The 26,315-nt window shown below is 67.2% G+C and carries 19 protein-coding genes and 1 riboswitch; of the genes, 11 read left to right on the top strand and 8 right to left on the bottom strand.

The features are described from left to right. Positions 1-126: 126 nt before the first annotated feature. From HH110_RS07855 to HH110_RS07840, 4 genes are all read left to right on the top strand, one after another. Positions 127-2,190: a 3-hydroxyacyl-CoA dehydrogenase NAD-binding domain-containing protein gene (locus tag HH110_RS07855; protein ID WP_176989185.1), complete on the top strand. Its 2,064-nt coding sequence runs from the start codon at positions 127-129 to the stop codon at positions 2,188-2,190. Between the two features lie 158 nt (positions 2,191-2,348). Next, a complete protein-coding gene (locus HH110_RS07850; protein WP_176989184.1) occupies positions 2,349-3,212 on the top strand; it encodes a pirin family protein in 864 nt (287 codons plus the stop codon). A 114-nt stretch (positions 3,213-3,326) separates the two neighbouring features. Next, positions 3,327-4,049 (top strand): aquaporin Z, encoded by a 723-nt coding sequence (gene aqpZ, locus HH110_RS07845; RefSeq protein ID WP_176989183.1) that lies wholly within the window; start codon positions 3,327-3,329, stop codon positions 4,047-4,049. A 232-nt stretch (positions 4,050-4,281) separates the two neighbouring features. After that, on the top strand, positions 4,282-4,743 hold the full coding sequence (locus tag HH110_RS07840) for a hypothetical protein (protein WP_176989182.1): 462 nt from the start codon (positions 4,282-4,284) through the stop codon (positions 4,741-4,743). 124 nt (positions 4,744-4,867) lie between these two features. On the opposite strand, the gene HH110_RS07835 is transcribed toward HH110_RS07840, so the two are convergent. Further along, positions 4,868-5,719 (bottom strand): pirin family protein, encoded by an 852-nt coding sequence (locus HH110_RS07835; RefSeq protein ID WP_176989181.1) that lies wholly within the window; start codon positions 5,717-5,719, stop codon positions 4,868-4,870. Positions 5,720-5,946: 227 nt separating this feature from the next. Between HH110_RS07835 and HH110_RS07830 the strand changes: the two genes are divergently transcribed. Together HH110_RS07830 and HH110_RS07825 are read left to right on the top strand one after the other, a co-directional pair. After that, positions 5,947-8,028: a carbon starvation CstA family protein gene (locus tag HH110_RS07830; protein WP_176989180.1), complete on the top strand. Its 2,082-nt coding sequence runs from the start codon at positions 5,947-5,949 to the stop codon at positions 8,026-8,028. Beyond that, the gene (locus HH110_RS07825; RefSeq protein ID WP_019183464.1) at positions 8,028-8,252 is read left to right on the top strand and encodes a YbdD/YjiX family protein; all 225 of its coding nucleotides are present in this window, start codon (positions 8,028-8,030) and stop codon (positions 8,250-8,252) included. The genes HH110_RS07830 and HH110_RS07825 overlap by 1 nt, the downstream gene beginning before the upstream one ends. 120 nt (positions 8,253-8,372) lie before the next feature. Here the strand turns inward: HH110_RS07825 and HH110_RS07820 are convergent, their stop codons facing one another. From HH110_RS07820 to HH110_RS07805, 4 genes are all read right to left on the bottom strand, one after another. Then, complete coding sequence (locus HH110_RS07820) at positions 8,373-8,924, bottom strand: dihydrofolate reductase family protein (RefSeq protein WP_176989179.1); 552 nt, start codon at positions 8,922-8,924, stop codon at positions 8,373-8,375. 134 nt (positions 8,925-9,058) lie between these two features. Continuing rightward, complete coding sequence (locus tag HH110_RS07815; RefSeq protein ID WP_176989178.1) at positions 9,059-10,309, bottom strand: DUF819 domain-containing protein; 1,251 nt, start codon at positions 10,307-10,309, stop codon at positions 9,059-9,061. 104 nt (positions 10,310-10,413) lie between these two features. Beyond that, positions 10,414-11,754 carry a HAMP domain-containing sensor histidine kinase gene (locus HH110_RS07810; RefSeq protein ID WP_176989177.1) on the bottom strand — a complete coding sequence of 447 codons (1,341 nt, stop codon included), beginning with the start codon at positions 11,752-11,754 and terminating at the stop codon, positions 10,414-10,416. Beyond that, positions 11,741-12,442, bottom strand: a complete 702-nt coding sequence (locus HH110_RS07805) for a response regulator transcription factor (RefSeq protein ID WP_176989176.1) — start codon at positions 12,440-12,442, stop codon at positions 11,741-11,743. Before HH110_RS07805 ends, HH110_RS07810 begins: the two co-directional genes overlap by 14 nt. 130 nt (positions 12,443-12,572) lie before the next feature. On the opposite strand from HH110_RS07805, the gene HH110_RS07800 reads away from it, so the two are divergent. The 4 genes from HH110_RS07800 to HH110_RS07785 all read left to right on the top strand — a co-directional run bounded on the left by HH110_RS07800 (position 12,573) and on the right by HH110_RS07785 (position 18,915). Then, positions 12,573-14,282, top strand: coding sequence for a glycosyltransferase family 39 protein (locus HH110_RS07800; RefSeq protein ID WP_342589232.1), 1,710 nt, complete (start codon positions 12,573-12,575; stop codon positions 14,280-14,282). Positions 14,283-14,382: 100 nt separating this feature from the next. Beyond that, on the top strand, positions 14,383-15,153 hold the full coding sequence (locus tag HH110_RS07795; protein WP_176989175.1) for a phosphatase PAP2 family protein: 771 nt from the start codon (positions 14,383-14,385) through the stop codon (positions 15,151-15,153). After that, positions 15,150-16,802 (top strand): phosphoethanolamine transferase, encoded by a 1,653-nt coding sequence (locus HH110_RS07790; RefSeq protein WP_176989174.1) that lies wholly within the window; start codon positions 15,150-15,152, stop codon positions 16,800-16,802. The genes HH110_RS07795 and HH110_RS07790 overlap by 4 nt, the downstream gene beginning before the upstream one ends. A gap of 130 nt (positions 16,803-16,932) precedes the next feature. Further along, positions 16,933-18,915 (top strand): M2 family metallopeptidase, encoded by a 1,983-nt coding sequence (locus tag HH110_RS07785; protein ID WP_176989173.1) that lies wholly within the window; start codon positions 16,933-16,935, stop codon positions 18,913-18,915. A gap of 138 nt (positions 18,916-19,053) precedes the next feature. Here HH110_RS07785 and HH110_RS07780 read toward each other — a convergent pair whose 3' ends face one another. Together HH110_RS07780 and HH110_RS07775 are read right to left on the bottom strand one after the other, a co-directional pair. Beyond that, entirely contained in the window at positions 19,054-19,440 is a 387-nt protein-coding gene (locus HH110_RS07780) for a hypothetical protein (protein WP_176989172.1), read from the bottom strand. Between the two features lie 71 nt (positions 19,441-19,511). Further along, on the bottom strand, positions 19,512-20,735 hold the full coding sequence (locus HH110_RS07775; protein WP_176989171.1) for a multidrug effflux MFS transporter: 1,224 nt from the start codon (positions 20,733-20,735) through the stop codon (positions 19,512-19,514). Between the two features lie 280 nt (positions 20,736-21,015). Continuing rightward, positions 21,016-21,117: riboswitch (glycine riboswitch) on the top strand. An 88-nt stretch (positions 21,118-21,205) separates the two neighbouring features. On the opposite strand from HH110_RS07775, the gene gcvP reads away from it, so the two are divergent. Continuing rightward, positions 21,206-24,085 carry an aminomethyl-transferring glycine dehydrogenase gene (gene gcvP, locus HH110_RS07770; RefSeq protein ID WP_176989170.1) on the top strand — a complete coding sequence of 960 codons (2,880 nt, stop codon included), beginning with the start codon at positions 21,206-21,208 and terminating at the stop codon, positions 24,083-24,085. Between the two features lie 761 nt (positions 24,086-24,846). Here gcvP and HH110_RS07765 read toward each other — a convergent pair. Then, a complete protein-coding gene (locus HH110_RS07765; protein WP_176989511.1) occupies positions 24,847-26,244 on the bottom strand; it encodes an amino acid permease in 1,398 nt (465 codons plus the stop codon). Positions 26,245-26,315 lie beyond the last annotated feature (71 nt).

The raw sequence follows: 26,315 nt of genomic DNA, 5'->3' as shown, positions 1-26,315 counted from the left end.
GTTAAGGTTTCCGATCCAGGCAATGGATCGACGGCTTCTCTCCCCCAGCTATAGGGATTTGACGGGGAGGAAACAACCTCTGGATCATAGCCCCCTTCTCCATACACAACCGGATGGAACGTTCCCATGCTCTCAGGCTTCGATGGGCTCCGCTTCTCGCATTGGCACCCGCAGATCCGTGACGATGGCGTCGTCGTGCTCAGCCTCGACCGCCAGGACAGCAGCGTCAATGCCATGTCGCAGGACGTGCTGCTCGAACTGGGCGACCTGATCGAGCGGATCGCGATGGACCCGCCCAAGGCGGTGGTGATCCAGTCGATCAAGGCGGCCGGCTTCATCGCCGGGGCGGACCTGAAGGAATTCCAGGAATTCGACCGCCGCGGCACCGTCAATGACGCGATCCGCCGTGGCCAGAGCACCTACCAGAAGCTGGCCGAGCTGCCCTGCCCGACCGTCGCCGCGATCCACGGCCATTGCCTGGGCGGCGGCACCGAGCTGGCCCTGGCCTGTCGTTACCGCGTGGCATCGAACGATCCCTCCACCCGGATCGGCCTGCCGGAGACCCAGCTGGGCATCTTCCCGGGCTGGGGCGGCAGCTCGCGCCTGCCGCAGCTGGTCGGCGCACCGGCCGCGATGGACATGATGCTGACCGGCCGCAACCTGTCGGCCTCAGCCGCACGCAACATCGGCCTGGTCGACAAGGTCGTCGCACCGGCCGTGCTGCTCGATACCGCCGTGTCGCTCGCGCTGAAGGGCACCACCCGCCCGTTCAAACAGCGCGCGACCGCGTGGATCACCAATACCTGGCTGGCCCGCAAGCTGCTCGCCCCGCAGATGGCCAAGCAGGTCGCCCGCAAGGCGCGCAAGGAGCATTACCCGGCACCGTACGCGCTGATCAACACCTGGGCACGCACCGGCGGCAGCCCGATCCAGACCCGTCTGGATGCCGAACGCCGTGCCGTGGTCAAGCTGGCCGGCACCCCGACCGCCCGCAACCTGATCCGCATCTTCTTCCTGACCGAACGCCTGAAGGCCCTCGGCGGCAAGGACCACGGCATCCAGCACGTGCACGTCGTCGGTGCCGGTGTGATGGGCGGTGACATCGCCGCGTGGTCGGCCTACAAGGGCTTCAACGTGACCCTGCAGGACCGCGAGCAGCGCTTCATCGAGCCGGCCATGGAACGCGCGCAGGCGCTGTTCGCCAAGCGGGTCAAGGACGACAGCAAGCGCCCGGCCGTGGCGGCACGCCTGAAGGCGGATCTTGCCGGCGAGGGCGTGGCCCAGGCGGATCTGGTGATCGAAGCCATCATCGAGAACCCGGAGGCCAAGCGCGAGTTGTACCAGTCGCTGGAGCCGAAGATGAAGGCCGATGCGCTGCTGACCACCAACACCTCCTCGATCCCGCTGGACGAACTTCGCGACCACATCCAGCGTCCGGCGCAGTTCGCCGGCCTGCATTACTTCAATCCGGTCGCGCAGATGCCGCTGGTGGAAATCATCCATCACGACGGCATGGCGCCGGAGACCGAGCGCCGCCTGGCCTCGTTCTGCAAGGCGCTGGGCAAGTTTCCGGTACCGGTCGCCGGCACGCCCGGCTTCCTGGTCAACCGCGTGCTGTTCCCGTACATGCTTGAAGCCGCCACCGCGTATGCCGAAGGCGTCCCGGGCCCGGTGCTGGACAAGGCCGCGGTCAAGTTCGGCATGCCGATGGGCCCGATCGAACTGCTCGACACCGTCGGCCTGGATGTGGCGGCCGGCGTGGGCAAGGAACTGGCGCCGTTTCTCGGCCTGCAGGTGCCGGCCGCACTGGCGACCGTGGAACAGGGCAAGCGCGGCAAGAAGGACGGCCAGGGCCTGTACAAGTGGGAGAACGGCCGCGCGCAGAAGCCGGACGTCCCCGCCAACTACGAGGTGCCGGCCGATCTGGAGGACCGCCTGATCCTGCCGCTGCTCAACGAAGCGGTGGCCTGCCTGCACGACGGCGTCGTCGCCGATGCCGACCTGCTCGATGCCGGCGTGATCTTCGGCACCGGTTTCGCCCCGTTCCGCGGCGGCCCGATCCAGTACATCCGCGCCACCGGTGCCGACGCCCTGCTCGAACGGCTCAAGGTCCTGCAGCAGCGCCATGGCGACCGTTTCGCGCCCCGCCCGGGCTGGGATTCGCCGGTACTGCGCGAACCGGTGATCTGAGGATCGCCGTGACCTGAAACGACGACGCCACCGCAGGGTGGCGTTGTTGTTTCCGCCGCCGGCGTGCAACCAGAACACCCTGTTACCGATACAGGCCTCCCACCCCCACACCCCGCATGCGATCCTCCCGCTCTGTCCCCGCCAGCGAGACCGCCCGCATGACGACCATCATCGCCCCCCGCATCCATGACATCGGTGGCCTGCAGGTGCGCCGCACCGTGCCGACCCTGCAGGCGCGCAGCGTCGGCCCCTTCGTCTTCGTCGACCAGATGGGCCCGGCCGTGCTCTCCCCCGGCACCGGCATCGACGTCCGCCCGCACCCGCACATCGGCCTGGCCACCGTCACCTTCCTGTGGTCCGGCGCCATCGGCCACCGCGACACGCTCGGCTCGGACCAGGTCATCCGCCCCGGCGACGTCAACTGGATGACCGCCGGCCGCGGCATCGCCCACTCCGAACGCACGCCTGCCCTCGAGCGCGAGCACGACCATCCGCTGCACGGCATGCAGACCTGGCTGGCGCTGCCGAAGAGTGCGGAAGAGACCGATCCCGCGTTCTACCACCATGCCGCCGACACCCTGCCCCAGCAGCGCCGCAACGGTGCGTGGCTGCGCGTCATCGCCGGCCGCGCGTACGGCGAAGAATCCCCGGTCAAGGTGTTCGCCGAGACCCTCAACGTCGCCATCGATCTCGACGCCGATGCGGAGATCGACCTGGATACCGGCCACGCCGAGCGTTCGCTCTACATTCTCGAAGGCCAGGCCCAGCTCGATGGCGTGGACGTTCCCGCCCAGCACCTGATCATCCCCGAGCCCGGCGCCCGCGGCCGCCTGCGCGCCAAGACACCGATCAAGGCGATGCTGATGGGCGGCGAGCCACTCGATGGCCAGCGCCATCTCTGGTGGAACTTCGTCTCCAGCTCCACCGAGCGGATCGAGCAGGCCAAGCACGACTGGGAATCCGGCCGCTTCGGCACGATTCCGGGGGACGACAAAGAGTTCATTCCGCTGCCCGCGTACTGAGCCGCACACCCGGCGGCCAACCGTTCGTCGGGTCTTGACGTGACCGTCACCCCGATGAACCCCGATTCAGCTACGTTGCGCCTGCCCACCCCGGGCATAACGTGGAGCACATCGATGAGCATGGGCAAGCGTCTGGCCGCCGAGTTCCTGGGCACGTTCTGGTTGGTATTGGGTGGGTGTGGCAGCGCGGTGCTGGCCGCCAGGTTCGGCGGCGACGGCAATCCGCTGGGGATCGGTTTCGTGGGCGTCGCGCTGGCCTTCGGCCTGACCGTGCTGACCGGCGCCTATGCGTTCGGGCATGTCTCCGGCGCGCACTTCAATCCAGCGGTCAGCGTCGGCCTGTGGGCCGGCGGCCGCTTCCCGGCCCGTGACCTGCTCCCCTACATCGTCGCGCAGGTGCTCGGCGGTGCGCTGGCCGGCTTCATCCTGCTGCAGATCGCCTCCGGCGCGCCCGGCTTCCAGATCGATGGCAGCCAGGCCGGCGCATTCGCCAGCAACGGGTATGGCGCACTCTCACCGGGAGGCTACAGCGTCGCGGCCGCGTTCCTGTGCGAAGTGGTGCTGACCGCCTTCTTCCTGATCGTCATCATGGGCTCGACCCACGGCAACGCACCGGCGGGCTTTGCTCCGATCGCGATCGGCCTGGCCCTGACCCTGATCCACCTGATCAGCATTCCGGTCACCAATACCTCGGTCAACCCGGCCCGCTCCACCGCCGTGGCCCTGTTCGCCGGCAGCGGTGCGCTGAGCCAGCTCTGGCTGTTCTGGCTGGCGCCGCTGCTGGGCGGCCTGATCGGCGGCATCGTCTACAAATGGATGGGGGCCGCACCCCGCTGAGGATCCGGCCGGGCGGCCGCGCGCTGCCCGGCACCCCGGTGGAGAAAGATTCACCTGAAACCGTTATTTGTACACTGAGTCACATTCCGTTAAGGTCCGGATCACTCGTCCGACATTGACGGCAGCGAGTCATCCGGTACGCGCGCGGGGAATGCGCCACCACGGCCTGGGTTGTCGACGGCCGCCGGAATGCCTGTCAGCGACGGACGCGATCATCGACCCTGGGGGAACCATGAACGTCCTGCGCGCTGTCGTGTGTGTGTGTCTGTCGATGTCTGCCGGCGCCGTTGCGGCGCAATCCACCAGCGAATGTCCGTCCCTGCCCGCCAGCAGCGGCCTGCAGTGGCAGGAACTGGCCCAGCGGGATCTGATCCTGTGCAAGGCCAGGACCGCCGATGGGCGTGAAGTGCTCAGCCTCACCATGAGCGCCCGCAACCCCGAGCTGCCGTTGAACCGCGCGCTGCGCCAGGAAAAAGGCAGCTTCGCGGGTGAAACGCTGTACTGGTACCAGCCCGACCTGGGCGGCCAGAAACCGCCGGGCTACGACACCCGCCGCATTACCGTGGTGAAGTTCGACAAGAACCGCTTCGCGCAGATTGCGTTGTACGCGGGCGACAGGAGCGAACTCGGTTCGCTGCAGTCGCTTGCGCAGGGCATGAACCTGACGCCCTCGGCTGTCGCCGCCGGGCGCTGAGGAAGAGGACGGGACGGTGCACCGCACTCATCCCGTCCTCCATGGCAGCGCCGGCCGCTGGCCGGCGCCTCCTACACCGTCAGGTGTCATGCGGTTGCCGGCCTGCGACCGGCGCCCACGGGCCTCAGAAGCGGCCTTCCTGGAAATCCACGAAGGCCTGCATCAGCTCCTGCTTGGTGTTCATCACGAACGGACCGTGCCGCATGACCGGCTCGCGCAGCGGGCGGCCCGCCACCAGGATCAGCCGCGCACCGGTTTCGCCTGCGCGCAGCGCCAACTGCTCACCGCCGCCCAGCACCGCCATTTCCTGCTTGGCTACCGAGCGCGCATCGTCGCCCTCGCCGATCTCCAGTCCCCCTTCGAACACGTAGGCAAAGGCGTTGTGGCCATCGGGCAGCGTGTAGCTCCAGCCCGCGCGCGCCTCCAGGGTGATGTCCAGATACACCGGGTCGGTGGCCGGCTGCACGATCGGCCCGACGGTGTCACCCACCTGCCCGGCGATCACCTTGACCTGCACGCCCTCGGCCGGCGCCATCACCGGGATATGGTCCGGCGCGAACTCCTGGTATTTCGGGTCCGTCATCTTGTCGCGCGCAGGGAGGTTCACCCACAGCTGGAAACCGCGCATCTGGCCGGATTCCTGCTCGGGCATCTCCGAGTGGATCAGGCCGCGTCCGGCGGTCATCCACTGCACGCTGCCCGGCGTGAGCAGGCCCTCGTTGCCGTGGTTGTCCTTGTGCCGCATCCGGCCGTCGAGCATGTAGGTGACGGTCTCGAACCCGCGGTGCGGATGGCTGGGGAAGCCGGCGATGTAGTCCTCGGCACGGTCCGTGCCGAATTCATCGAGCAGCAGGAACGGATCCAGGTCAGGCAGCGACGGCCCACCGATGACCCGCGTCAGGCGGACGCCGGCGCCATCGGAGGTGGCCATGCCACGGATGGTGCGCAGCACGCGCACCGGGGTTGGGCTGCTCATGGTGACTCCAGGGTCGGTGATCTATCGACAAGATGGCCTCGCCGGCCCCGCCGGCCAACCGTCATGCCCGCAACCGATTGTTCCAAGCGTGATGTTCCGATGACGTGCACGGGCACGCTCCCCACCCACCCTACGACCAAAGTACTAGCGGCAAGCCCCCGCCATTGCATTGACCCCGTCAGTGCCAAGGCGGACTCTTACGACGATCTCCAGGGAGACGCAATCTCATGAAAGGTTTTTCGAAACTGGGTTGGGCAGTCATCGCACTGCTTGGCGCATTCTGTCTAGGCACCGTCGCGCTGCGCCGCGGTGAACCCATCAATGCGCTGTGGATCGTCGTCGCTGCGGTCTCCATCTATCTCATCGCGTATCGCTTCTACAGCCTGTTCATCGCCGACAAGGTGATGCAGCTCGATCCGACCCGGGCCACGCCCGCGGTGATCAACAACGATGGCCTGGATTACGTCCCGACCAACAAGCACGTGCTGTTCGGCCACCACTTCGCCGCCATCGCCGGTGCGGGCCCGCTGGTCGGGCCGGTGCTGGCCGCGCAGATGGGCTACCTGCCCGGCCTGCTCTGGCTGGTGGTGGGCGTGGTCGTGGCCGGCGCGGTGCAGGATTTCATGATCCTGTTCCTCTCCAGCCGTCGCAACGGTCGCTCGCTGGGCGATCTGGTGCGCGAGGAAATGGGGCCGGTGCCCGGCACCATCGCCTTGTTCGGTGCCTTCCTGATCATGATCATCATCCTCGCGGTGCTGGCGATGGTAGTGGTCAAGGCGCTGGCCGAAAGCCCCTGGGGCATGTTCACGGTCATCGCGACCATGCCGATCGCGATCCTGATGGGCGTGTACATGCGCTACATCCGCCCGGGCAAGATCGGTGAGATTTCCGTGGTCGGCCTGATCCTGCTGCTGGCCGCGATCTGGTTCGGTGGCAAGGTCGCCGCCGATCCGGTCTGGGGCCCGGCCTTCACCTTCACCGGCATCCAGATCACCTGGATGCTGATCGGCTACGGCTTCGTCGCCTCGGTGCTGCCGGTGTGGCTGCTGCTGGCGCCGCGCGATTACCTATCCACCTTCCTCAAGATCGGCACCATCGTGGCGCTGGCGATCGGCATCCTGATCGTCATGCCGGAACTGAAGATGCCGGCGCTGACCCAGTTCGCCGCCAGTGGCGACGGGCCGGTCTGGAAAGGCGGGATGTTCCCGTTCCTGTTCATCACCATCGCCTGCGGCGCGGTGTCCGGTTTCCATGCGCTGATCGCCTCGGGCACCACGCCCAAGCTGCTCGCCAATGAGCGCCACATGCGCTACATCGGCTACGGCGGCATGCTGATGGAATCGTTCGTCGCGGTGATGGCGCTGGTGGCCGCCTCGATCATCGATCCGGGCATCTACTTCGCCATGAACGCGCCGGCCGCCGTGATCGGTCCGGATGCGGTCTCCGCTGCGGCCTACATCAGCAATACGTGGGGCTTCGTCATCACCCCCGAGCAGCTGGAGGCTACGGCCGCCGCCATCGGCGAGCCGACCATCCTGCACCGCGCCGGTGGCGCACCGACGCTGGCGGTGGGCATCGCGCAGATCCTGCACGAGGCGATCCCGAGCGGCAGCAACGCGATGATGGCGTTCTGGTACCACTTCGCGATCCTGTTCGAAGCCTTGTTCATCCTCACTGCGGTCGATGCCGGTACCCGTGCCGGTCGCTTCATGCTGCAGGACCTGCTGGGCAACTTCATCCCGGCCCTGAAGAAGACCGAATCGTGGACCGCCAACATCATCGCCACCGCCGGCTGCGTGGCGCTGTGGGGCTACCTGCTCTATACGGGCGTGGTCGATCCCTTCGGTGGTATCCAGACCCTGTGGCCGCTGTTCGGCATCTCCAACCAGATGCTGGCGGGTATCGCACTGATGCTCGGCACCGTGGTGCTGTTCAAGATGAAGCGTGACCGCTTCGCCTGGGTGACCGGCGTGCCGGCGGTGTGGCTGCTGATCTGCACCACCTATGCGGGCCTGATCAAGATCTTCGACAGCAACCCGGCACAGGGCTTCCTGGCACAGGCACACAAGTACCAGGATGCGATCGCCACCGGCACCCTGACCGCGCCGGCCAAGACCGTGGGCCAGATGCACCAGATCGTGGTCAACGCCTACGTCAACACCGGCCTGACCGTGTTGTTCCTGTTCGTGGTGTTCTCGATCCTGTTCTACGCGATCAAGACCATCTTCATGGCCCGCCGCACCCCGCAGCGGACCGACAGGGAAACCCCGTACGTGGCGCTGGAGCCGCACCAGATGGCGGACCTGTGATGAGTACCGAACTTGTCCCCGCCGGTCAGTACCAGGCCCACCGCCGCATCTGGCGGCGCCTGGTGCAGACCGCGCGGTTGTGCTGCGGGATTCCCGACTACGACAACTACGTCCGGCATGTGCTGGAAAAGCATCCGGACCGCGTGCCGATGGACTACAAGACGTTCTTCCGCGAGCGCCAGGAGGCGCGTTACAGCGGCAAGAACGGGGGACGGTGCTGCTGAAGCCGCAGCGTCCGCACGGTCCCGACCGTTGATCGGGACACCGCTACAAAAAAACGGCGGCGCGAAAGCGCCGCCGTTTTTGTTGATGACCCGCAGACCGACGCGTGGCCGACGGTCATATCAGTCTGCGCTGCCGATGGCGTAGCGCGTCTGCACGAATCCGAACGGATACACGACCGTGGCGCGATGCGTCAGCCGCGCTTCGGCCCCCATCTCGCCGAACAACCGCAGGCCACCACCGATCAGCACCGGAATCGTGGTCACGGTGATCTCCCGCAACAGGCCGGCGGCAAGGAAGGACTGCACCGTGCGGCCGCCGTCGATGTACAGGCGGTCCAGACCACGCGCTGCCACCTCCTCCATCAGCGTGGACAACGTCCCTGCGTGCAGCCGCACCGAGTTTGGCGCCGCCTCGGGAACGGCTTGCAGGGAGTGGCTCAGCACGTAGACCGGCAGATCCGCATACGGCCATTCGGGAAACGACAGCACCTTCTCGAAGGTGCCCCGCCCCATCACGATCGCCTTGATCGGCGCCATGTAGGCTGCGTATCCACAATCTTCACCGGCTGGCACGCTCTGTTGGGCCAGGTCGAGCCAGTCCAGGCTGCCATCCGCGCGCGCGATGCAACCATCCAGACTGACGGCAATGAACGAAGAACAATGAGGTGTCACGCGTATCTCCCAGATGTGGTGTAGGCCGTTGGTCGGCCCTCAGTACACTCTGACGAAGGGGAAGCCGGCCAGCGGCCGGCACTACTGGATTGCGCGTCCCGGACGCTGCCGGGAAGCGCGCGATCAGGATCCTGCTACGCGCCGGCCATCCACTTCAGGATCAGGCCGGTCACATAGGCCAGCCCGGTCCCGGTGGCATAGCCCACGGTGCCCAGCAGCACGCCGACCGGGGCCAGCGACGGGTGGAATGCCGCGGCGACCACCGGGGCCGATGCCGCTGCACCGATGTTGCCCTGCGAGCCGATCGCGAAGAAGAACAGCGGCGCACGCAGCAGCTTGGCGGCGATCCACAGCACCAGGATGTGCGTGAGCATCCAGATCGCACCGAGCGCGAACAGCCACGGACGGTCGAGCAGCGAGAGCAGATCCATCTGCATGCCGATGCAGGCGATCAGGAAGTACAGGAACAGCGTGCCCAGGCGCGAGGCACCGGCCGACTCCAGGCGCCGCGCGCGGGTGAAGCTCAGGCCCAGGCCGAGCGCGGTGGACAACAGCACCACCCAGACGAACGCGCTGTCCAGGCTGAACTGGCTGGCCCAGCTCACGTTGGCTTTGAACCACCCGCTCAGCGGTGCCGCGATGGCATGCGCCAGGCCGACACCGCCCAGTGCCACACCGACGATCACCATCAGGTCGGTCAGGCTGGGAATGCGGGCATTCTGGGCTTCGTATGCCGAGATGCGCTCCTTCATCTCATCAATGGCGCGGGTATCGGCCCCGCTGCGGGCATCGATCTGCTTGGCGCGGTTGGCCAGGAACAGCAGGACCGCCATCCACAGGCTCGCGCAGGCCACATCGACCACGGCGAACTGGCCGAACGTGGTCGCATCGGTGCCGAATACTTCACGCATCGCCACCATGTTGGCGCCGCCGCCGATCCAGCTGCCGGCCAGGGCCGCCATGCCCTTCCAGGTATCACCGGCCACGGTGGCCGGGTGGATCCAGGACATGGTCTGGAACGACACGATGGCGCCGAGGATGATGCCCAGCGTGCCGGCGCAGAACATCACCAGCAGCTTCGGGCCGAGCTTCATGATGCCCTTCAGGTCGATCGAGAGCGTCAGCAGCACCAGCGCGGCGGGTAGCAGCACGTCACGGGCGATCGGGTTGTAGAGCGAGGTGTTGTGGCCATCGATGAGGCCGGCGGTGTTGTAGATGGCCGGGATGAAGTAACACAGCAGCAACGCCGGCACCCAGGCGAACACCTTCTTGAGCAACGGCGTCGGGCCGCTGGCGGCCCAGAAAATCACGGCGAGCGTGGCGGCGATCAGGCCGAGGCCGACGATGTCATTGGTGATCAGGGCAGTACTGGGTTCGGTCGGCATCACGCCATCCTCTGTCGATCGAAGGGATAAAAAAAGCGCCGCATAGAGCGGCGCCTCCGGAGCTTAACATTGTCTTCACGAGGCCACACTTTGCAGCGCAGCGATCAGGGCGGTGACGACGCTGGCAGCGAGCCCCTGTCACTGCGCTCCGGCAGCGAAGCACCCAGATCGAGGATCACGCAGGTTCCGCGCGGCACGCAGGGCTGGATCTGCAGCGCCCAGCCCAGGTGTTCGCAGAGCCGGGCGATCAGCTCCAGGCCGATCCCGCTCTGTTCGTTGCGGTCGCCCCGCGCCATGCGCGCGTGGACCGCCGCGATCTCTTCCGGGCTCATGCCGAGCCCCGGATCCTGCAGGGTCACCACCGCCTGGTCGGAGACCTGGATGTGGATGGTGCCGCGGCCACTGTTCTCGATCGCGTTGCGCAGCAGGTTGCCGATCGCTGCCTGCACCACGCCCAGCGGCGCGATGATGTCCACCCGCGCCAGGCCATCGATCTCGATGCGCAGGTCCTTGTCGCCCATCAGGTGACGATGGTCTTCGATGATGTCCGGTACCAGCAGGTCCAAGGGAATGCGTTCGCCCAGTGCGGCCAACCGCGCAGGATCGCGCGCGAGCACCAGCAGCAGCTGGATCAGCTGCTCCACGCCCTGGGCAGTGCGATGCACGCGCTGCATCTGCTGTCGTGCACGCTCAGGGATGTCAGGCTGGCCGAGTGCCAGCTCCGAGGCCCCGGTGATCACCGCGATCGGCGTACGCAGCTCATGGCTGGCGGTGCTGATGAAGACGCGCTCGCGCTCGACGAACTGTTCGTTGCGCGCCAGGTAATCGTTGAGCGCATTGGCGATGACGTACAGCTCCGAGCTGGCACGCGGGTCCACCTCCACCCGCTGCCCGGGAACACCCGGGTGCAGCTCATCGATGCGCCTGGCCAGCGAGCTCAGCGGGCGCACCAACCGGCCGACGCCGAAGGACGCCATCAGCACCGTGACGATGATCATCAGCACGCCGGCCAGCAACACCCAGCGCGTGGCGAACTGTTCCAGCTCATGGAAATCGTTGATGTCCAGCACCAGCGCCAGCCGTCCCAGCTGCGGGGTCTCACGGATCATCACCGCACTCTGGCGGTCATTGACCATCACCCCGTCGTGCAGGCCCGGGTGCAGCGTGCGCAGGCTCTCCGGCACCGCAGGGCTGCCGTTGATGTAGAACAGCCGCAGGGTGTCCGAATCCTGCCACCGGTAGTGCGGCTCGTGTTCGATGTGGTTGACGATGCTGTCCAGCTCGGAGTTGAGCAGCGCGCGCCATGCCGAGTGCTCGGCGTGTTCATGCACATAGTTGCCCACGCTGAACACCGCCAGTGAGATCAGCGCCAGATAGCCCAGCAGCCACCACACCATGCGCCGGTGCATCGGCGCTGGCTTGGCCACGCGCTTATGCCACTGCATCGGAACTGTCCGCAGCCGACACGCCCAGGCGGTACCCCACCCGCGGCAGGGTATGGATCAGCTTCTGCTGGAACGGGCCATCCACGCTGCGGCGCAGCTCGTAGACATGCGAGCGCAGCAGGTCGCCGTCGGGCAGCTCGTCGCCCCACAGCGCGAACTCCAGCTGCTGGCGGGTGACCGCCCCCGGGCTGGCGCGCATCAACACTTCCAGCAGCTTGCGGCAGGCCGGGTACAGGTGCAGTGGCTTGCCGTCGCGCTGCGCCTCCAGCGTGGCCAGATCCAGCCTGAGATCGGCCACCTCCAGCACCTTGCGCGGGTTGCGACCGTTGGCACGCACCATCAATGCTTCCAGGCGCACTTCCAGCTCCGGCAGCGCGAACGGCTTGGTCAGGTAATCATCCGCGCCGGCGCGGAAACCGGCGATCTTGTCCGGCAGCTCGTCGCGGGCGGTCAGCATGATCACCGGCACTTCCGAACCGTGGTCGGCGCGCAACCGTCGCAGCACTTCCGGGCCTTCCATGCGCGGCAGCATCCAGTCCAGGATCAGCGCGTCATAGGGCTGCGACACGGCCAGGTGCAGCCCGGTCACGCCGTCGGGCGCGACATCGAGCACATGGCCCCGGGATTCGAAGTAATCGAAAAGATTGGCAACCAGCTGACGGTTGTCTTCAATGACCAGCAGCCGCATGGGACACTCTCTTGACCGGTTGGGCGCATGGTAGCGGGAACCATGTCGGAATCCGGTCGCAATGGGGTGGTTACGACGCTTTTCCTACGCTGTCGGGGAGACAGTGGCTGTTTTGCCGATGAGCCTGGGCGTGACCGAATCCTTCTTCCTGCGGCGCTGGCCGCGTGTGCTGGTCTGCCTTGCCCTGCTGGTGGCGCTGGCGGCCGGCATCGGCCTGCGCCAGCCCTCGCCGCCGGATGAGCCGCGTTTCGTGCTGGCGGCCCGTGCCATGGTCGACTCCGGCCAGTGGCTGCTGCCCCACCGCGGCAGCGAACTCTATGCGGAAAAACCCCCTGTTTTCATGTGGATGCAGGCGGCCAGCCACCAGCTGTTCGGCGGCTGGGCCCTTGCCTTCCTGGTGCCCTCGCTGCTGGCTGCCCTGCTGACCCTGTGGCTGACCTGGGATCTGGGTCGGCGGCTGTGGACCCGGCGCGTCGGGTGGTGGGCCATGCTCGCCTTGTTCAGTTGCCTGCAGTTCGGCCTGATGGCCAAACGGGCCCAGATCGACATGGTGTTGGTGGCGATGACCACCCTGTCGCTCTGGGGGCTGCTGCGCCACCTGCTGGAGGGTCGCAACCGGCCGGCGCTGTGGCTGGCCGGCTTCGCGGCCGGTCTCGGCACGGTGACCAAGGGCGTCGGCTTCCTGCCGCTGCTGGTGCTGGTGCCGTTTGCCCTCTGGCGCTGGCGCACCCGTGCCACGGCGCTGCCGCCGGGCACCGCGCGCGATCTGTGGTGGCTGCTGCCGGCGTTCCTGCTCGGCACCGCGGTCTGGCTGGCGCCGTTGGGGGTGGCACTGCTGCACTCGCCCGATCCGGCCCTGCACGCGTATGCGCGTGAACTGCTGTTCAAACAGACCGGCACCCGCTACGCCAACGCCTGGCACCACGTAAAGCCGGCCTGGTACTACCTGCAGGTGATGGCGACCTTGTGGCTGCCCGGCAGCCTGCTGCTGCCCGCGCTGATGCCGGCATGGTGGCGGCGCCTCAAGCGCCTGGACGGGCGCTGGTGGCTGCTGCTGGGCTGGGCCCTGCTGGTGCTGGCCTTCTTCAGCGCCAGCCCTGGCAAGCGCGAGGTCTACATCTTCCCGATGCTGCCCGCGCTGTGCCTGGCCGCCGCGCCCCTGCTGCCCGGCCTGCTGCGTCGTGGCGGGCTGCGTTGGCTGCTATGGGCCTATGTCGTTCTGCTGGGCGCGGCCGGGTTGTACATCGGCCTGCAGCTCTGGAACGGCAGTGCGTGGGCGCATGCGCAACTGGCACGGCGCGCCATGCCCGACAGCCTGCTGCCGGTGCTCGGCGGCTGGCTGCTCGCCTTCGGCGTGGTGCTGCTGGCCTTGGCACTCTGGTGGCGGCCACGCCGTGTCGGCGCGCTGGTGGTGGCGACGTCATTCCTGCTCTGGAATCTGTATGGCTGGGTACTGATGCCGACCCTGGATCCGTACAGCTCCGCCTCCGCCGTGATGCGGCAGGTGGGCGCGCGGATCGGCCCGCAGGCCGAACTGGGCGTGGTCGCCTGGCGCGAGCAGAACCTGCTGCAGGCCGACCGCCCCGTCACCGACTTCGGTTTCAAGACACCGTGGGAGCAGCAGTGGCAGGCCGCCGGCCCGTGGCTGGCGCAGGCGCCCGCGCAGCGCTGGCTGCTGGTGCTGGATGAAGCGATCAGTCCCTGCGTGGACCCCGCGGCCGTGATCGAGATCGGCAGCGCGAACCGCAACCGCTGGCTGCTGTTCCCGGGCACCGCGTGGCAGGCCGACTGCCACGCGGCGGTGACCGCGACCGACACCGCGCAGGACGAGGAAGACTGAACGGCCGGTCGCGCTTAACCGGCGGCCAACATCGCTCCGACCGCTCTCCGACATCCCGCTGACGACCATGGCGCCGGAATCTCCGCCGGCCCCTTTGTCCATGTTCCCAGCGTCCACCGTTGCTCTTTCCTCCGCGCCCGCTGCCACGGCCACGCCGGGTTTCCTCCGCGACCATCTCTGGGCTCCGCTGGCGTTGACCCTGCTCGCCAGTGCGGTGCTGATGGGCGCCGGGGGCGACCAGTGGCTGGCCGACCAGTGGTATCGCCTGGAAGGCCAGCAGTGGGCGCTGCAGAACGCCTGGTTCACCACGCATCTGATCCATCAGGCCGGCAAATGGGCCAGCAGTGTGGCGGCGCTCGTGGCGATCGTGCTGTGCTTCCACGCGTGGCGCAGCGAGCGTGCGGCCGAGTGGCGCTGGCCGCTGCTGTACCTGGTGCTGGCGGTCGCGCTGGGCACCGGTCTGGTCTCGCTGCTCAAGTCATTCACCAACATGGACTGCCCGTGGGATCTGACCCGCTACGGCGGCACCCGCGAGTTCATCGGCCTCTTCGCCACACGCCCACCGGGCATGCCGCGCGGGGTGTGCTTCCCTGGCGGGCACTCCAGCGCAGGCTTTGCATGGATCAGCCTGTACTTCTTCGCCCTGATGGTGCGCCCCGCCTGGCGCTGGCGCGGCCTCGCGGTCGGCCTGCTGGCCGGCGGCGTGTTCGGGGTCTCGCAGCAACTGCGTGGCGCGCATTTCCTCTCACATGATCTGTGGACGCTGGCCACCTGCTGGGCGGTGTCGCTGGCCCTGTACCTGCTGGTGGAACGCATCCGCGTGCTCGAACGCAGCGCGGCGCCCGTCAGTGCACAGGGAGACATGGCATGAGCGCCGCCCTCCCGCGTGCTACACGCTTCCCGGCGCTGGCCACCCTGCGCGCCTGGCGCCCGCAGTGCACCACCGAGACCCTGATCCTGCTCACCAGCGTGTTCTTCGCGGTCGCCTGCAACGGCCTGTTCTGGCACAGCGCGATGGCGACCCACCCGGGCAGCATTGGATTCGCACTCTCGCTGTTCCTGTTCCTGGTCGGCGCGCACAGCCTGCTGATGGGGCTGCTGGTCTGGCGTTGGAATGCCAAAGTGGTCCTCAGCGTGCTGCTGATCTGCACCGCACTGGCTGCGCACTACATGGGCAGTTACCACATCTATCTGGATGCGGACATGCTGCGCAACGTGCTGGCGACCGACCACAAGGAAAGCCGGGAACTGATCACGCCCACCCTGATCCTGCCGTTGCTGCTGTTGGCCTTCGCACCCATGCTGCTGCTGTGGCGCGTGCAGCTGCGCCGGCGCACGCTGGGCGCGGCGCTGCTGTGGCGTATCGGTTTTCTGCTGCTCTCGGCGTTGATCGCCTTCGGCGGGGCGATGCTGTCCTTCCAGGAAATGTCGTCGCTGATGCGCAACCAACGCGAAGTGCGCTACCTGGCCACGCCCGGCAACGTCCTGCTCGGCCTGCCCAAGGCACTGCGCGGTGACAATCCGATCCAGCGCGCCCCCAAGCTGCCGATCGGCATGGATGCCAAGGCGCCCCCGCGTGCCGCCGGCAGCCGCCCGCGCCTGCTGGTGATCGTCATGGGTGAAACCGCGCGCGCGCAGAACTGGGGGCTCAACGGCTACACCAGGCAGACCACGCCGGAACTGGCCCAGGCCGGGGTGATCAACTTCCCCGACATGCATTCATGCGGCACCAGCACCGAAGTCTCGCTGCCCTGCCTGTTCTCGCCCTACGGCCGCCACGACTACGACGAGAAGAAGATCCGCGCGCACCAGTCGCTGCTGCACGTGCTGGACCACGCCGGCATCGCCACGTTGTGGCGCGACAACCAGTCCGGTTGCAAGGGCGTCTGCGAGGGCCTGGAGATGCAGGCACTGGACGATGCCAAGCACCCGCCCCTGTGCACCAACGGGCGCTGCATGGATGAAATCCTGATCGACGACCTCGCCGCCCAGGTCCGCGCCAGACCCGGCGACCGCGTGGTGGTGCTGCATCAGCTGGGCAACCACGGGCCAAGCTACTTCGAACGCTATCCGGTACGCTTCCGCCGCTTCACCCCCACCTGCGATACACCGGACCTCGGCAAGTGCAGCCGCCAGCAGATCACCAACAGTTACGACAACGCGCTGCTGTACACCGATCACCTGCTCTCGCGCACGATCGGCACCCTCAAGGGCATGGACGACTACGACACCGCGATGATCTACCTCTCCGATCACGGCGAGTCGCTGGGCGAGAAGGGTCTGTACCTGCACGGCGTGCCGTACGCGATCGCGCCGCAGGAACAGACCCGCGTACCGATGACGATGTGGTTCTCGCCGTCCTTCGCCGCCAACCGTGGGCTCAACCTGGCCTGCGTGCGGGAGCGCGCGGGCAAGTACACCGACCACGACAATCTGTTCCCGTCGGTCCTCGGGCTGATGCAGGTCAAGACGTCGGTGTATGAACGTGACCGGGATCTGTTCGCGGCATGCGAGGGATGACAAGGCGGTTTCCATGCGCACCGGCCCACTGTCGACGGGGCGGTGTGGGGGCCCCTGCTGCCCTGCCCCTTGCGGTGCGCCCGGCGCTTCACTAGCCTTCGCCGGTCTGTCACCACCCAAGGATGTGCCCGTGAACCACCGCCCGCTCCTGCTGGCCCTGGCAGTCAGTGCTGCCGCACTGACGCTGGCGGCCTGCCAGAAGGAACCGTCCCCCGCCGATGCACCGGCTGCGGGCGCCACCCAGTCCAAGGAAACCGCGGACCAGTTCATCGCCCGCGTCAACGCCGAGTACAAGGCCATGTACCCGGAAATGACCTCGGCGCAGTGGCTCTCCTCCACCTACATCAATGACGATTCCGAGCGCGTCGCGGCCAAGGCCAACGAACGCTGGCTTACCGTCCTCAACGGCTGGATCACCCAGGCCGGCCAGTACGACGGCCAGCCCATGAGCGAAGACACCAAGCGCCAGATCCACCTGCTCAAGCTGATGACCTCCATGCCCGCCCCGCGCGACCCGGCCAAGCTCTCCGAGCTGACCCGCATCGCCAGCCGCATGGAAGGCGCCTACGGCTCCGGCAAGTACTGCACCGACGAAGCCAACCCGCAGACCTGCCGCCAGCTCGGCGACCTGGAGCAGGTGCTCGCCCGCAGCCGCGACTACGACACGCAGCTCGACGCCTGGCAGGGCTGGCACGGCACCACCAAGCCGATGCGCGCCGATTACGAACGCTTCGTCAGCCTGGTCAATGAAGGCGCCAAGGAAATGGGCTTCGCCGACGCCGGCCAGATGTGGCGCAGCGGCTACGACATGCCCGCCGACCAGATCGGACCGGAAACCGACCGCCTGTGGGACCAGGTCAAGCCGATGTACGAGCAGCTGCACTGCTATGCACGTACCAAGCTCGACGCCACCTACGGCAAGGACAAAGCCGAGGTCAACGGCGGCCTGATCGCCGCGCACCTGACCGGCAACATGTGGCAGCAGGACTGGTCCAACCTGTGGGACCAGCTGGAACCGTACCCCGGCGCCGGCAACCTGGACATCACCGCCGCACTGGAAAAGCAGTACCAGACCAACCTCAGCGGCGCGCTGGCCAAGGCCGGCAGCGGCGCGAACGTGGAGGCGCTGTACAAGGCGCAGCGTGAGGCCGAACTGCGCACCGCCAAGCAGATGACCGAGCGCGCGCAGGACTTCTACGTCTCGCTCGGCATGCCGGCTCTGCCGAAGTCGTACTGGGACAAGACCCAGTTCATCAAGCCGCTGGATCGTGATGTGGTCTGCCACGCCAGCGCGTGGGACATGAACATGGACGGCGACGTGCGCACCAAGATGTGCATCAAGCCCAACGAAGAGAACTTCACCACGATCTACCACGAGCTGGGCCATATCTATTACGACCTGGCCTACAACCCGCTGCCGCCGTTGTTCCAGGGTGGCGCCAACGACGGCTTCCACGAAGCCATCGGCGATACCATCGTGCTCGCGATGACGCCGCAGTACCTCAACTCGATCGGCCTGGTCGACACGCCGCAGGAAAGCCGCGAGGCGACCATCAACGCGCAGATGCGCATGGCCCTGAGCGGTGTGTCGTTCCTGCCGTTCGGCCTGATGATCGACCGCTGGCGCTGGGGCGTGTTCGACGGTTCGATCACCCCGGACCATTACAACCAGGCCTGGTGGGACCTGAAGGCCAAGTACCAGGGCGTGGCCCCGGCCAGCGCGCGCGGTGAGGAGTTCTTCGACGCGGGTGCCAAGTACCACGTGCCAGGCAACACCCCGTACACCCGCTACTTCCTGGCGCGCATCCTGCAGTTCCAGTTCTACAAGGGCCTGTGCGATGCGTCCGGCTACAAGGGCCCGCTGCACCAGTGCAGCTTCTACGGCAACAAGGAAGCCGGGCAGAAGTTCTGGGCGATGCTGAGCAAGGGCGCCAGCCAGCCGTGGCAGGCCACGCTGAAGGAAATCACCGGCGGCGACAAGCTCGATGCCGGCCCGATGATCGAATACTTCACCCCGGTCAACGAGTGGCTCAAGCAGCAGAACCAGGGCCAGATGTGTGGCTGGCAGGCTCCGACGGCCGCGGCTGCACCGGTGGCCCCCAAGGCACCGTAACGGCTGCCGCCGGGGCCCTCCCGGCGACAGCGGTAAAACGAAAAACCGGCCGCAAGGCCGGTTTTTTTTATGCGCACATCGGGGGCTGCAGCCGGGGGACAGGCACGGCCACGCAACGCATCCGCGCAGGGCGCGGCGTTATGACTTCGGTTTCAAGGCTGCCGCCAGCTCGACCTTGAACTGCTCGAAATCCATGCCGTCCGCTTTCGCCTCGGCATGCGCGGCGTCCTTCAGTGCATCCGAATACACCAGGCGCACCGGCGTTCCCTGGCGTTCGTGCAGTTCGGCGGCCTGCATGATCAGGGCCAGCACCCGCGCCGCGCTCGGCGTCTGGCCGGCGATGCGACCATCCATGCCCAGCACCCACTCGCCGTCCCGGCGGACGATGCCGGCCAGCAGCGTGCGCTGCTGGTCGCGCAGTTCGGCATGCGGCTCAACCGGCGTGGCGGTGGCCTGCTCGCGGTTGGCGGCCTGGGTTTCGCGGCGCCGGCGGATGTCGCGGCGCAGTTTGGAGGTGGTCGACATGGGAAAATCCGGACTGCGTCAAAGCGCCAAGGATACCGCACGGCCCCTGGCGGGCCTGTGCGGCAGGGGGGTCACTCGATGGGCGTCAGTACTTCACGGCGGCGCTCGGCGTGCCGCTCCCAGTACCAGAAACTGCCACCGATGGCGAAGAACGCCGCGTAGCCCAGGGCCAGATGCAGGGGGCTGCTGCTGAGCATCGGCGAGACCACGCCGGCCACCACCGTGTTGATCATCAGCTGGATGAACATCTGCATGGACGAGGCCAAGCCGCGCTGATGCGGATACATGTCCAGCACGGCCAGCGCCAGGATCGGGAAGATCAGCGCCATGCCGACACCGCCCAGGAAGATCGGCATCACCGCCCACGGCAATGCGATCTGCGGCACCGACACCACGTAGCCGAAGTTCAGCAGCGCCGAGACCGCGCACAGCGCGAAGCCGATCGCGATCTGTCGCTGCGGCACGATCCGCCCGGCCATGCGACCGGACAGGAACGAGCCCACGGTCATGCCGCCGATGGTCGGAATGAACAGCCACGCAAAGCCGCCCTCGCCCAGTTGCAAGTGCTGCATCACGAACACCGGCGCCGAGGCGATGTACAGGAAGATGCCGGAGAAATTGAACGCACCGGCCGCGGCCAGGCGCAGCAGGCGCGGGTTGGACCCCATGCGCGCGTAGCTGCGCAGCAGTTCGCGCATCGACAGCGGCGTGCGTGCTTCCACCGGGTGGGTTTCGGGCAGCCATTTGCTGGTGGCCAGCAGCAGCACCACGCCGAACAGCACCAGGAACCAGAAGATCAACGGCCAGTCGCCGCCGCCCAGCAGGATCCAGCCACCGATGATCGGCGCGATCGCCGGCGCGACACCGAAGATCATCGAGACCTGGCTCATCAATCGCTGCGCATCGGCACCGTGGTACAGATCACGGATCACCGCGCGGCCGACGATCACGCCGACACCGGCGGTCACGCCCTGCAGCGCGCGGAACAGCAGCAGCGTGGTCATGTCGCGCGACAGCGCACAACCAATCGAGGCGCCGATGAACAGCACCAGCCCGCCGATGATCACCCGCCGGCGGCCGAACGCATCCGAGAGGGGGCCGTGCGCCAGGCTCATCAGGCCGTAGAACAGCAGGTACACGCTGATGGTCTGCTGCACCGCGACCTGGTCCACCTGCATGCGGTCACCCAGCAGCAGGAAGGCCGGGAAAATGGTGTCGATCGAGAACGGACCGAACATCGCCAGGCCTGCGAGCAGCAGGGCCAGGCGGCGGGTCGAGGGTGAGGCGGGCGTCATGCGGGCTTCCGTCAGCGGCCGTGCGCAATGCGCGGCGGGCGCCAGCCCGGTACGGGCGGCGCCAGATGAATACGAGGATCCAGCGATCATAGGCCTTTGCCGCGCCCGGCACCATGCCCGGGGGCACGTTTCCGGGGTCCGGACGGCCCCGTATTCATGTGCTGGAAAGGCCCAGCGGCCGAAAGCGCTGGGCTATAATCGCCGGGCTACATGGTGGGAGAAGCGGACACCCGCTGCCGAAGGCGCAACGCCCGTAATCGCTCAGGCCCGATACCACCCGCATCAAAACTCTGGAGAGACCGGCGAATGCCGGCGCCGAAGGGGCACGAAGCACGCAGATGCGCGCTTTTAAACTCTCAGGCAAAAGGACAGAGGGGCACCCAGGAAGACCGCAAGGTCCGGTGGATCGCTGTCGCCCGCGACGCGCCCTGGCCCGACCGCCTTCCGAACGTGCGTGCCCACTCTCCGAGATGCCAGCCATGTCCCAGAACACCCCCTCCCTGCGCGAGCTTGAACACAGCCACGCGTTCGTCGAACGCCACATCGGCCCCAACGACGCCGAAATCGCGCAGATGCTCGACGTGGTCGGCCACGCCTCGCTGGACGCGCTGACCGATGCGATCGTCCCGGCCGGGATCAAGTCGCCGGCACCGCTGGACCTGCCCGAGTCGCTGACCGAAGTGCAGGCACTGGCCAAGATCCGCGCCATCGCCGACAAGAACCAGGTGTTCCGCACCTTCATCGGCCAGGGCTACTACGGCACGCTGACCCCGAACGTCATCCTGCGCAACGTGCTGGAAAACCCGGCGTGGTACACCGCCTACACCCCGTACCAGGCCGAGATCTCGCAGGGCCGCATGGAAGCGCTGATCAACTTCCAGACCCTGTGCGCCGACCTGACCGGCATGGAGATCGCCAACGCCTCGCTGCTGGATGAAGCCACCGCCGCCGCTGAAGCGATGACGCTGGCCAAGCGCTCGGCCAGGTCGAAGTCCGACACCTTCTTCGTGCACGACGCCGTGCACCCGCAGACGCTGGAACTGCTGCGCACCCGCGCCGAGCCGATGGGCATCGTGCTGCGCGTGGGCACCCCGGCCGAGGCGATGGAAGCCGAGGCTTACGGCGTGCTGCTGCAGTACCCGGATACCTTCGGCCATATCGGCGACTACAAGGCGCTGGCCGATGCCGTGCACGCGCGCGGCGGCCTGGTCGCGGTGGCGACCGACCTGCTGGCGCTGACCCTGATCGCCGCCCCCGGCGAATGGGGCGCGGACATCGTGGTCGGCAACTCGCAGCGCTTCGGCGTGCCATTCGGCTTCGGTGGCCCGCACGCCGCCTTCATGGCCTGCCGCGATGCGTACAAGCGCTCGATGCCGGGCCGCCTGATCGGCGTCTCGGTCGATGCGCAGGGCAATGCCGCCTACCGCCTGACCCTGCAGACCCGCGAGCAGCACATCCGCCGCGAGAAGGCGACCTCCAACATCTGTACCGCCCAGGTGCTGCTGGCGGTGATGGCCTCGATGTATGCCGTGTACCACGGTCCGGAAGGCCTGACCCGCATCGCCCGCCGCACCCACCGCCTGGCCGCGATCCTGGCCGCTGCCCTGCGCAGCGCCGGCGTCAACGTGGGCGAGCACTTCTTCGACACCCTGCACGTCAAGGACATCGACGCCAAGGCGATCCACGCCAAGGCCGCCGCGGCGCGCATCAATCTGCGCGCGATCGACAGCGATGCGGTCGGCATCAGCCTGGATGAAACCGCCACCCGCGCCGACATCGTCGCGCTCGGCCAGCTGTTCGGTGCGACCGTCGACGTGGACGCACTGGATGCGGCCACCGCCGATGCGCTGCCGGCCGATCTGGTGCGCACCAGCGCCTTCCTGACCCACCCGGTGTTCAACACCCACCACAGCGAACACGAACTGCTGCGTTACCTGCGTTCGCTGGCGGACAAGGACTTGGCCATGGATCGCACCATGATCCCGCTGGGCAGCTGCACCATGAAGCTCAACGCCACCGCCGAGATGATCCCGGTGACCTGGCCGGAGTTCGCCAACATCCATCCGCTGGCCCCGGCCGACCAGGCCACCGGCTACAAGGAACTGATCGACGGCCTCGAAGCGATGCTGGTCGAGTGCACCGGCTACGACGCGGTCAGCCTGCAGCCGAACTCCGGCGCGCAGGGCGAATACGCCGGCCTGCTGGCGATCCGCGCCTACCACCGCTCGCGCGGCGAAGGCCACCGCGACGTCTGCCTGATCCCGGATTCGGCGCACGGCACCAACCCGGCCTCCGCGCAGATGTGCGGCATGAAGGTCGTGGTGACCAAGACCGATGCCAACGGCAACGTCGATCTGGACGACATCCGCGTCAATGCGGAGAAGTACAGCGACCGCCTGGCCGCGCTGATGATCACCTACCCGTCCACGCATGGCGTGTTCGAGGAAGAGGTGGTGGACATCTGCGAGATCGTGCACAAGCACGGCGGCCAGGTGTACACCGACGGCGCCAACATGAACGCCCTGGTCGGCGTGGCCAAGCCCGGCAAGTGGGGCTCGGACGTGTCGCACCTGAACCTGCACAAGACCTTCTGCATCCCGCACGGCGGCGGCGGCCCGGGCGTCGGCCCGTGCGCGGTCAAGTCGCACCTCGCCCCGTTCCTGCCGAAGGTGCTGGGCGGCGAAGGCGATGTCGGCATGGTCAGCGCGGCCAGCTTCGGCAGCGCCTCGATCCTGCCGATCAGCTGGATGTACATCACGCTGATGGGCACCGCCGGCCTGCGCAAGGCGACCCAGGTCGCGCTGCTCAACGCCAACTACATAGCCAAGCGCCTGGCCCCGCACTTCAAGACGCTGTACACCGGCCGCAACGGGCTGGTGGCACACGAGTGCATCCTGGACGTGCGTCCGCTGGAGAAGACCTCCGGCATCGGCGCCGAGGACGTGGCCAAGCGCCTGATCGACTTCGGCTTCCACGCCCCGACCCTGAGCTTCCCGGTCGCCGGCACGCTGATGGTGGAACCGACCGAAAGCGAATCGCTGCACGAGCTGGATCGCTTCATCAACGCGATGATCCAGATCCGCGAGGAAATCGCCGCGATCGAAGACGGCCGCCTGGATCGCGAGGACAACCCGCTCAAGCACGCCCCGCACACCGCCACGGCGGTCTCGGCCAGCGAGTGGGCCCATGCCTACCCGCGCGAACTGGCGGCCTTCCCGCTGGCCAGCCTGCGCCAGCAGAAGTACTGGCCGCCGGTGGCGCGCGTGGACAACGTCTACGGCGACAAGAACGTGATGTGCGCCTGCATCCCGGTCGATGCGTACAAGGAAGACGAGGGCGTGGAGGTCTAAGCCCTCCTGCCCTGAGGCCACAGCAGACGGCCCGCGCAAGCGGGCCGTTTTTGTTATGGGCTGCTGCCGACTCCCCGCCTCCCGACTCCCGGTTCCCGCGCGCTTTGGAGGAGAGCGGCCCTAAGATTCTGCAGGCTGGGGCGGGGGTGTGTGGGTTCGCGGGACACGCCGTGAATCCATCCATGGAGGCTCATGTCGCGCCATCCATGGCGCTCATGGTCCCGCCAACCCACACACCCCAGCCCCTCGACAATGGGTCGGTCGCCTATGAGAAAACAAACGCAGATGCCGCGCGGCGGAGACGAGCGTCAGTACGTCATGCAGTCGTCGCGTCACGTTGCAGTCAATCACCTAGGCATCAGCATCAGCATCTGTATCGACGTTGGCGTTGGCGTTGGCGTTGGCGTTGAACATTGAGCACTGAGCACTGAGCACTGAGCACTGAGCACTGAGCATCGTGCGTCGTGCGTCGTGCGTCGTGCATTGAGCATTGAGCGCTGAGCGCTGAGCGCTGAGTATCCAGATTCGAGAAGCGAGCAGCGCAGCGCCAGCTCGGCTGCGTTCTGCGTTGGGCTTTCCATTGCCCACCAGCCCCCTGTCAAAGGGTGGGCACGGGTGGGTTGGCGGGACCGTATGCCGCCATGGATGGCGGCATACGAGCTTACATGGACGTACTTGCAGCGGGTCCCGACAACCCACCCGTGCCCGCCAAGGCGAGCGGAGGCTCAAACCTGCGGCTGTTGGCTGTCGGCTGTCGGCCGTCAGCTGCCCCGACCAGCACGCACCCGACGCGCGATCTCACTGCTCGCCGCAATCACCACCGTCAGCGCCGCCATCGACAGGAACTGCACCCGCGTGTGCGCCTCGGACAGCAACAGACCGAAGATCAGCGCCAGCACCCCCAACCCGAACACCGTCAGATACGGATACCCCGCCATCCGGAACGGCAGACGCGTCCCATCGCGGTTCGCACGATGGCGCAGGATCAACTGGGACAACAACGAAATCGTCCACACCAGCAGACACGTCGAACCCACGATATTGAGCAGCACCGGCAGCACCTTGTCCGGGAACAGCAGCTCCATCACCGTCGCCGCGAAACCGAACAGCACACTGGCCAGCACCGCGATGATCGGCACCTGGCGCGGGTCGGCCCAGCCCAGCACCGCCGGCGCCTCGCGACGCTGCGCCAGCGAATACATCATCCGCGACGCACCGTAGAGATTGGCGTTCAACGCCGACAACAGCGCGATCACCGCGATCAGCGTGATCGCCGTCGCCGCGCCCGGAATCTTGGCCGCTTCCAGCACCGCCGCGAACGGCGACTTCAGCGCCTCGCTGGTCCACGGCACCACCGCGATGATCACGCTCAGCGAACCGATGTAGAACACCAGGATGCGCCAGGCCACGGTGCGGATCGCACGGGCGATGCTGCGCTCGGGATCCTCGGTTTCGGCCGCGGCCACCGCCACGATCTCGGTGCCGCCAAAGGCGAATATCACCACCAGCAGGGCCGCGCCGATGCCGGCCAGCCCCTTGGGCATGAAGCCGCCGTGCTCGGTGAAGTTGCGCAGGCCCGGCGAAGCCACGTCCGGCAGCCAGCCCATCAGCAGCGCCACGCCGATCAGGATGAAGCCGACGATCGCGGCGACCTTGAGGATCGCAAACCAGAATTCGAACTCGCCGAAGTTCTTCACCCCGAGCAGGTTGATCGCGGTGAAGAACAGCATGAACGCCAGCGCCGCCATCGGGACCGGAATCGCCGGCCATACCGTGGCGAGCAGGCCGGCCGCACCGACCGCCTCGGCGGCGATCACGATCACCAGCTGCACCCACCACAGCCAACCCACCGTTGCGCCGGCGGTGGCCCCCATCGCGTCGGCGGCATACACCGAGAACGCGCCGCTGGTCGGCTTGGCCGCGGCCATTTCGCCCAGTGCGTTCATCACGATGATCACCAGCGCGCCGGCGACGAGATACGACAACAGGACCGCCGGGCCGGCGGCCTGGACACCCACACCGGAGCCGAGGAACAGGCCGGCGCCGATCGCGCTGCCCAGGCCCATCATGATCAGCTGGCGGGGCTTCAGCGCGTGCCCGAGACGGGCAGCGGCGGGCGGAGTGGCGGGAGCCGGAGTCTGGGATGCGGGCATCGGAATCGATTGGCGGGCAACAAGTGCGACACCATACCCTGTCGGCCGCGCGGCGGCATAGGCCGGAAGCCCCTCCC

The organism is Stenotrophomonas sp. SAM-B (assembly GCF_013387485.1).
Classification (GTDB): Bacteria; Pseudomonadota; Gammaproteobacteria; order Xanthomonadales; family Xanthomonadaceae; genus Stenotrophomonas; species Stenotrophomonas maltophilia_AA.
The sequence above is the reverse complement of the archived record's forward strand: the minus strand, read 5'-3'. Positions and strand labels throughout refer to the sequence as shown.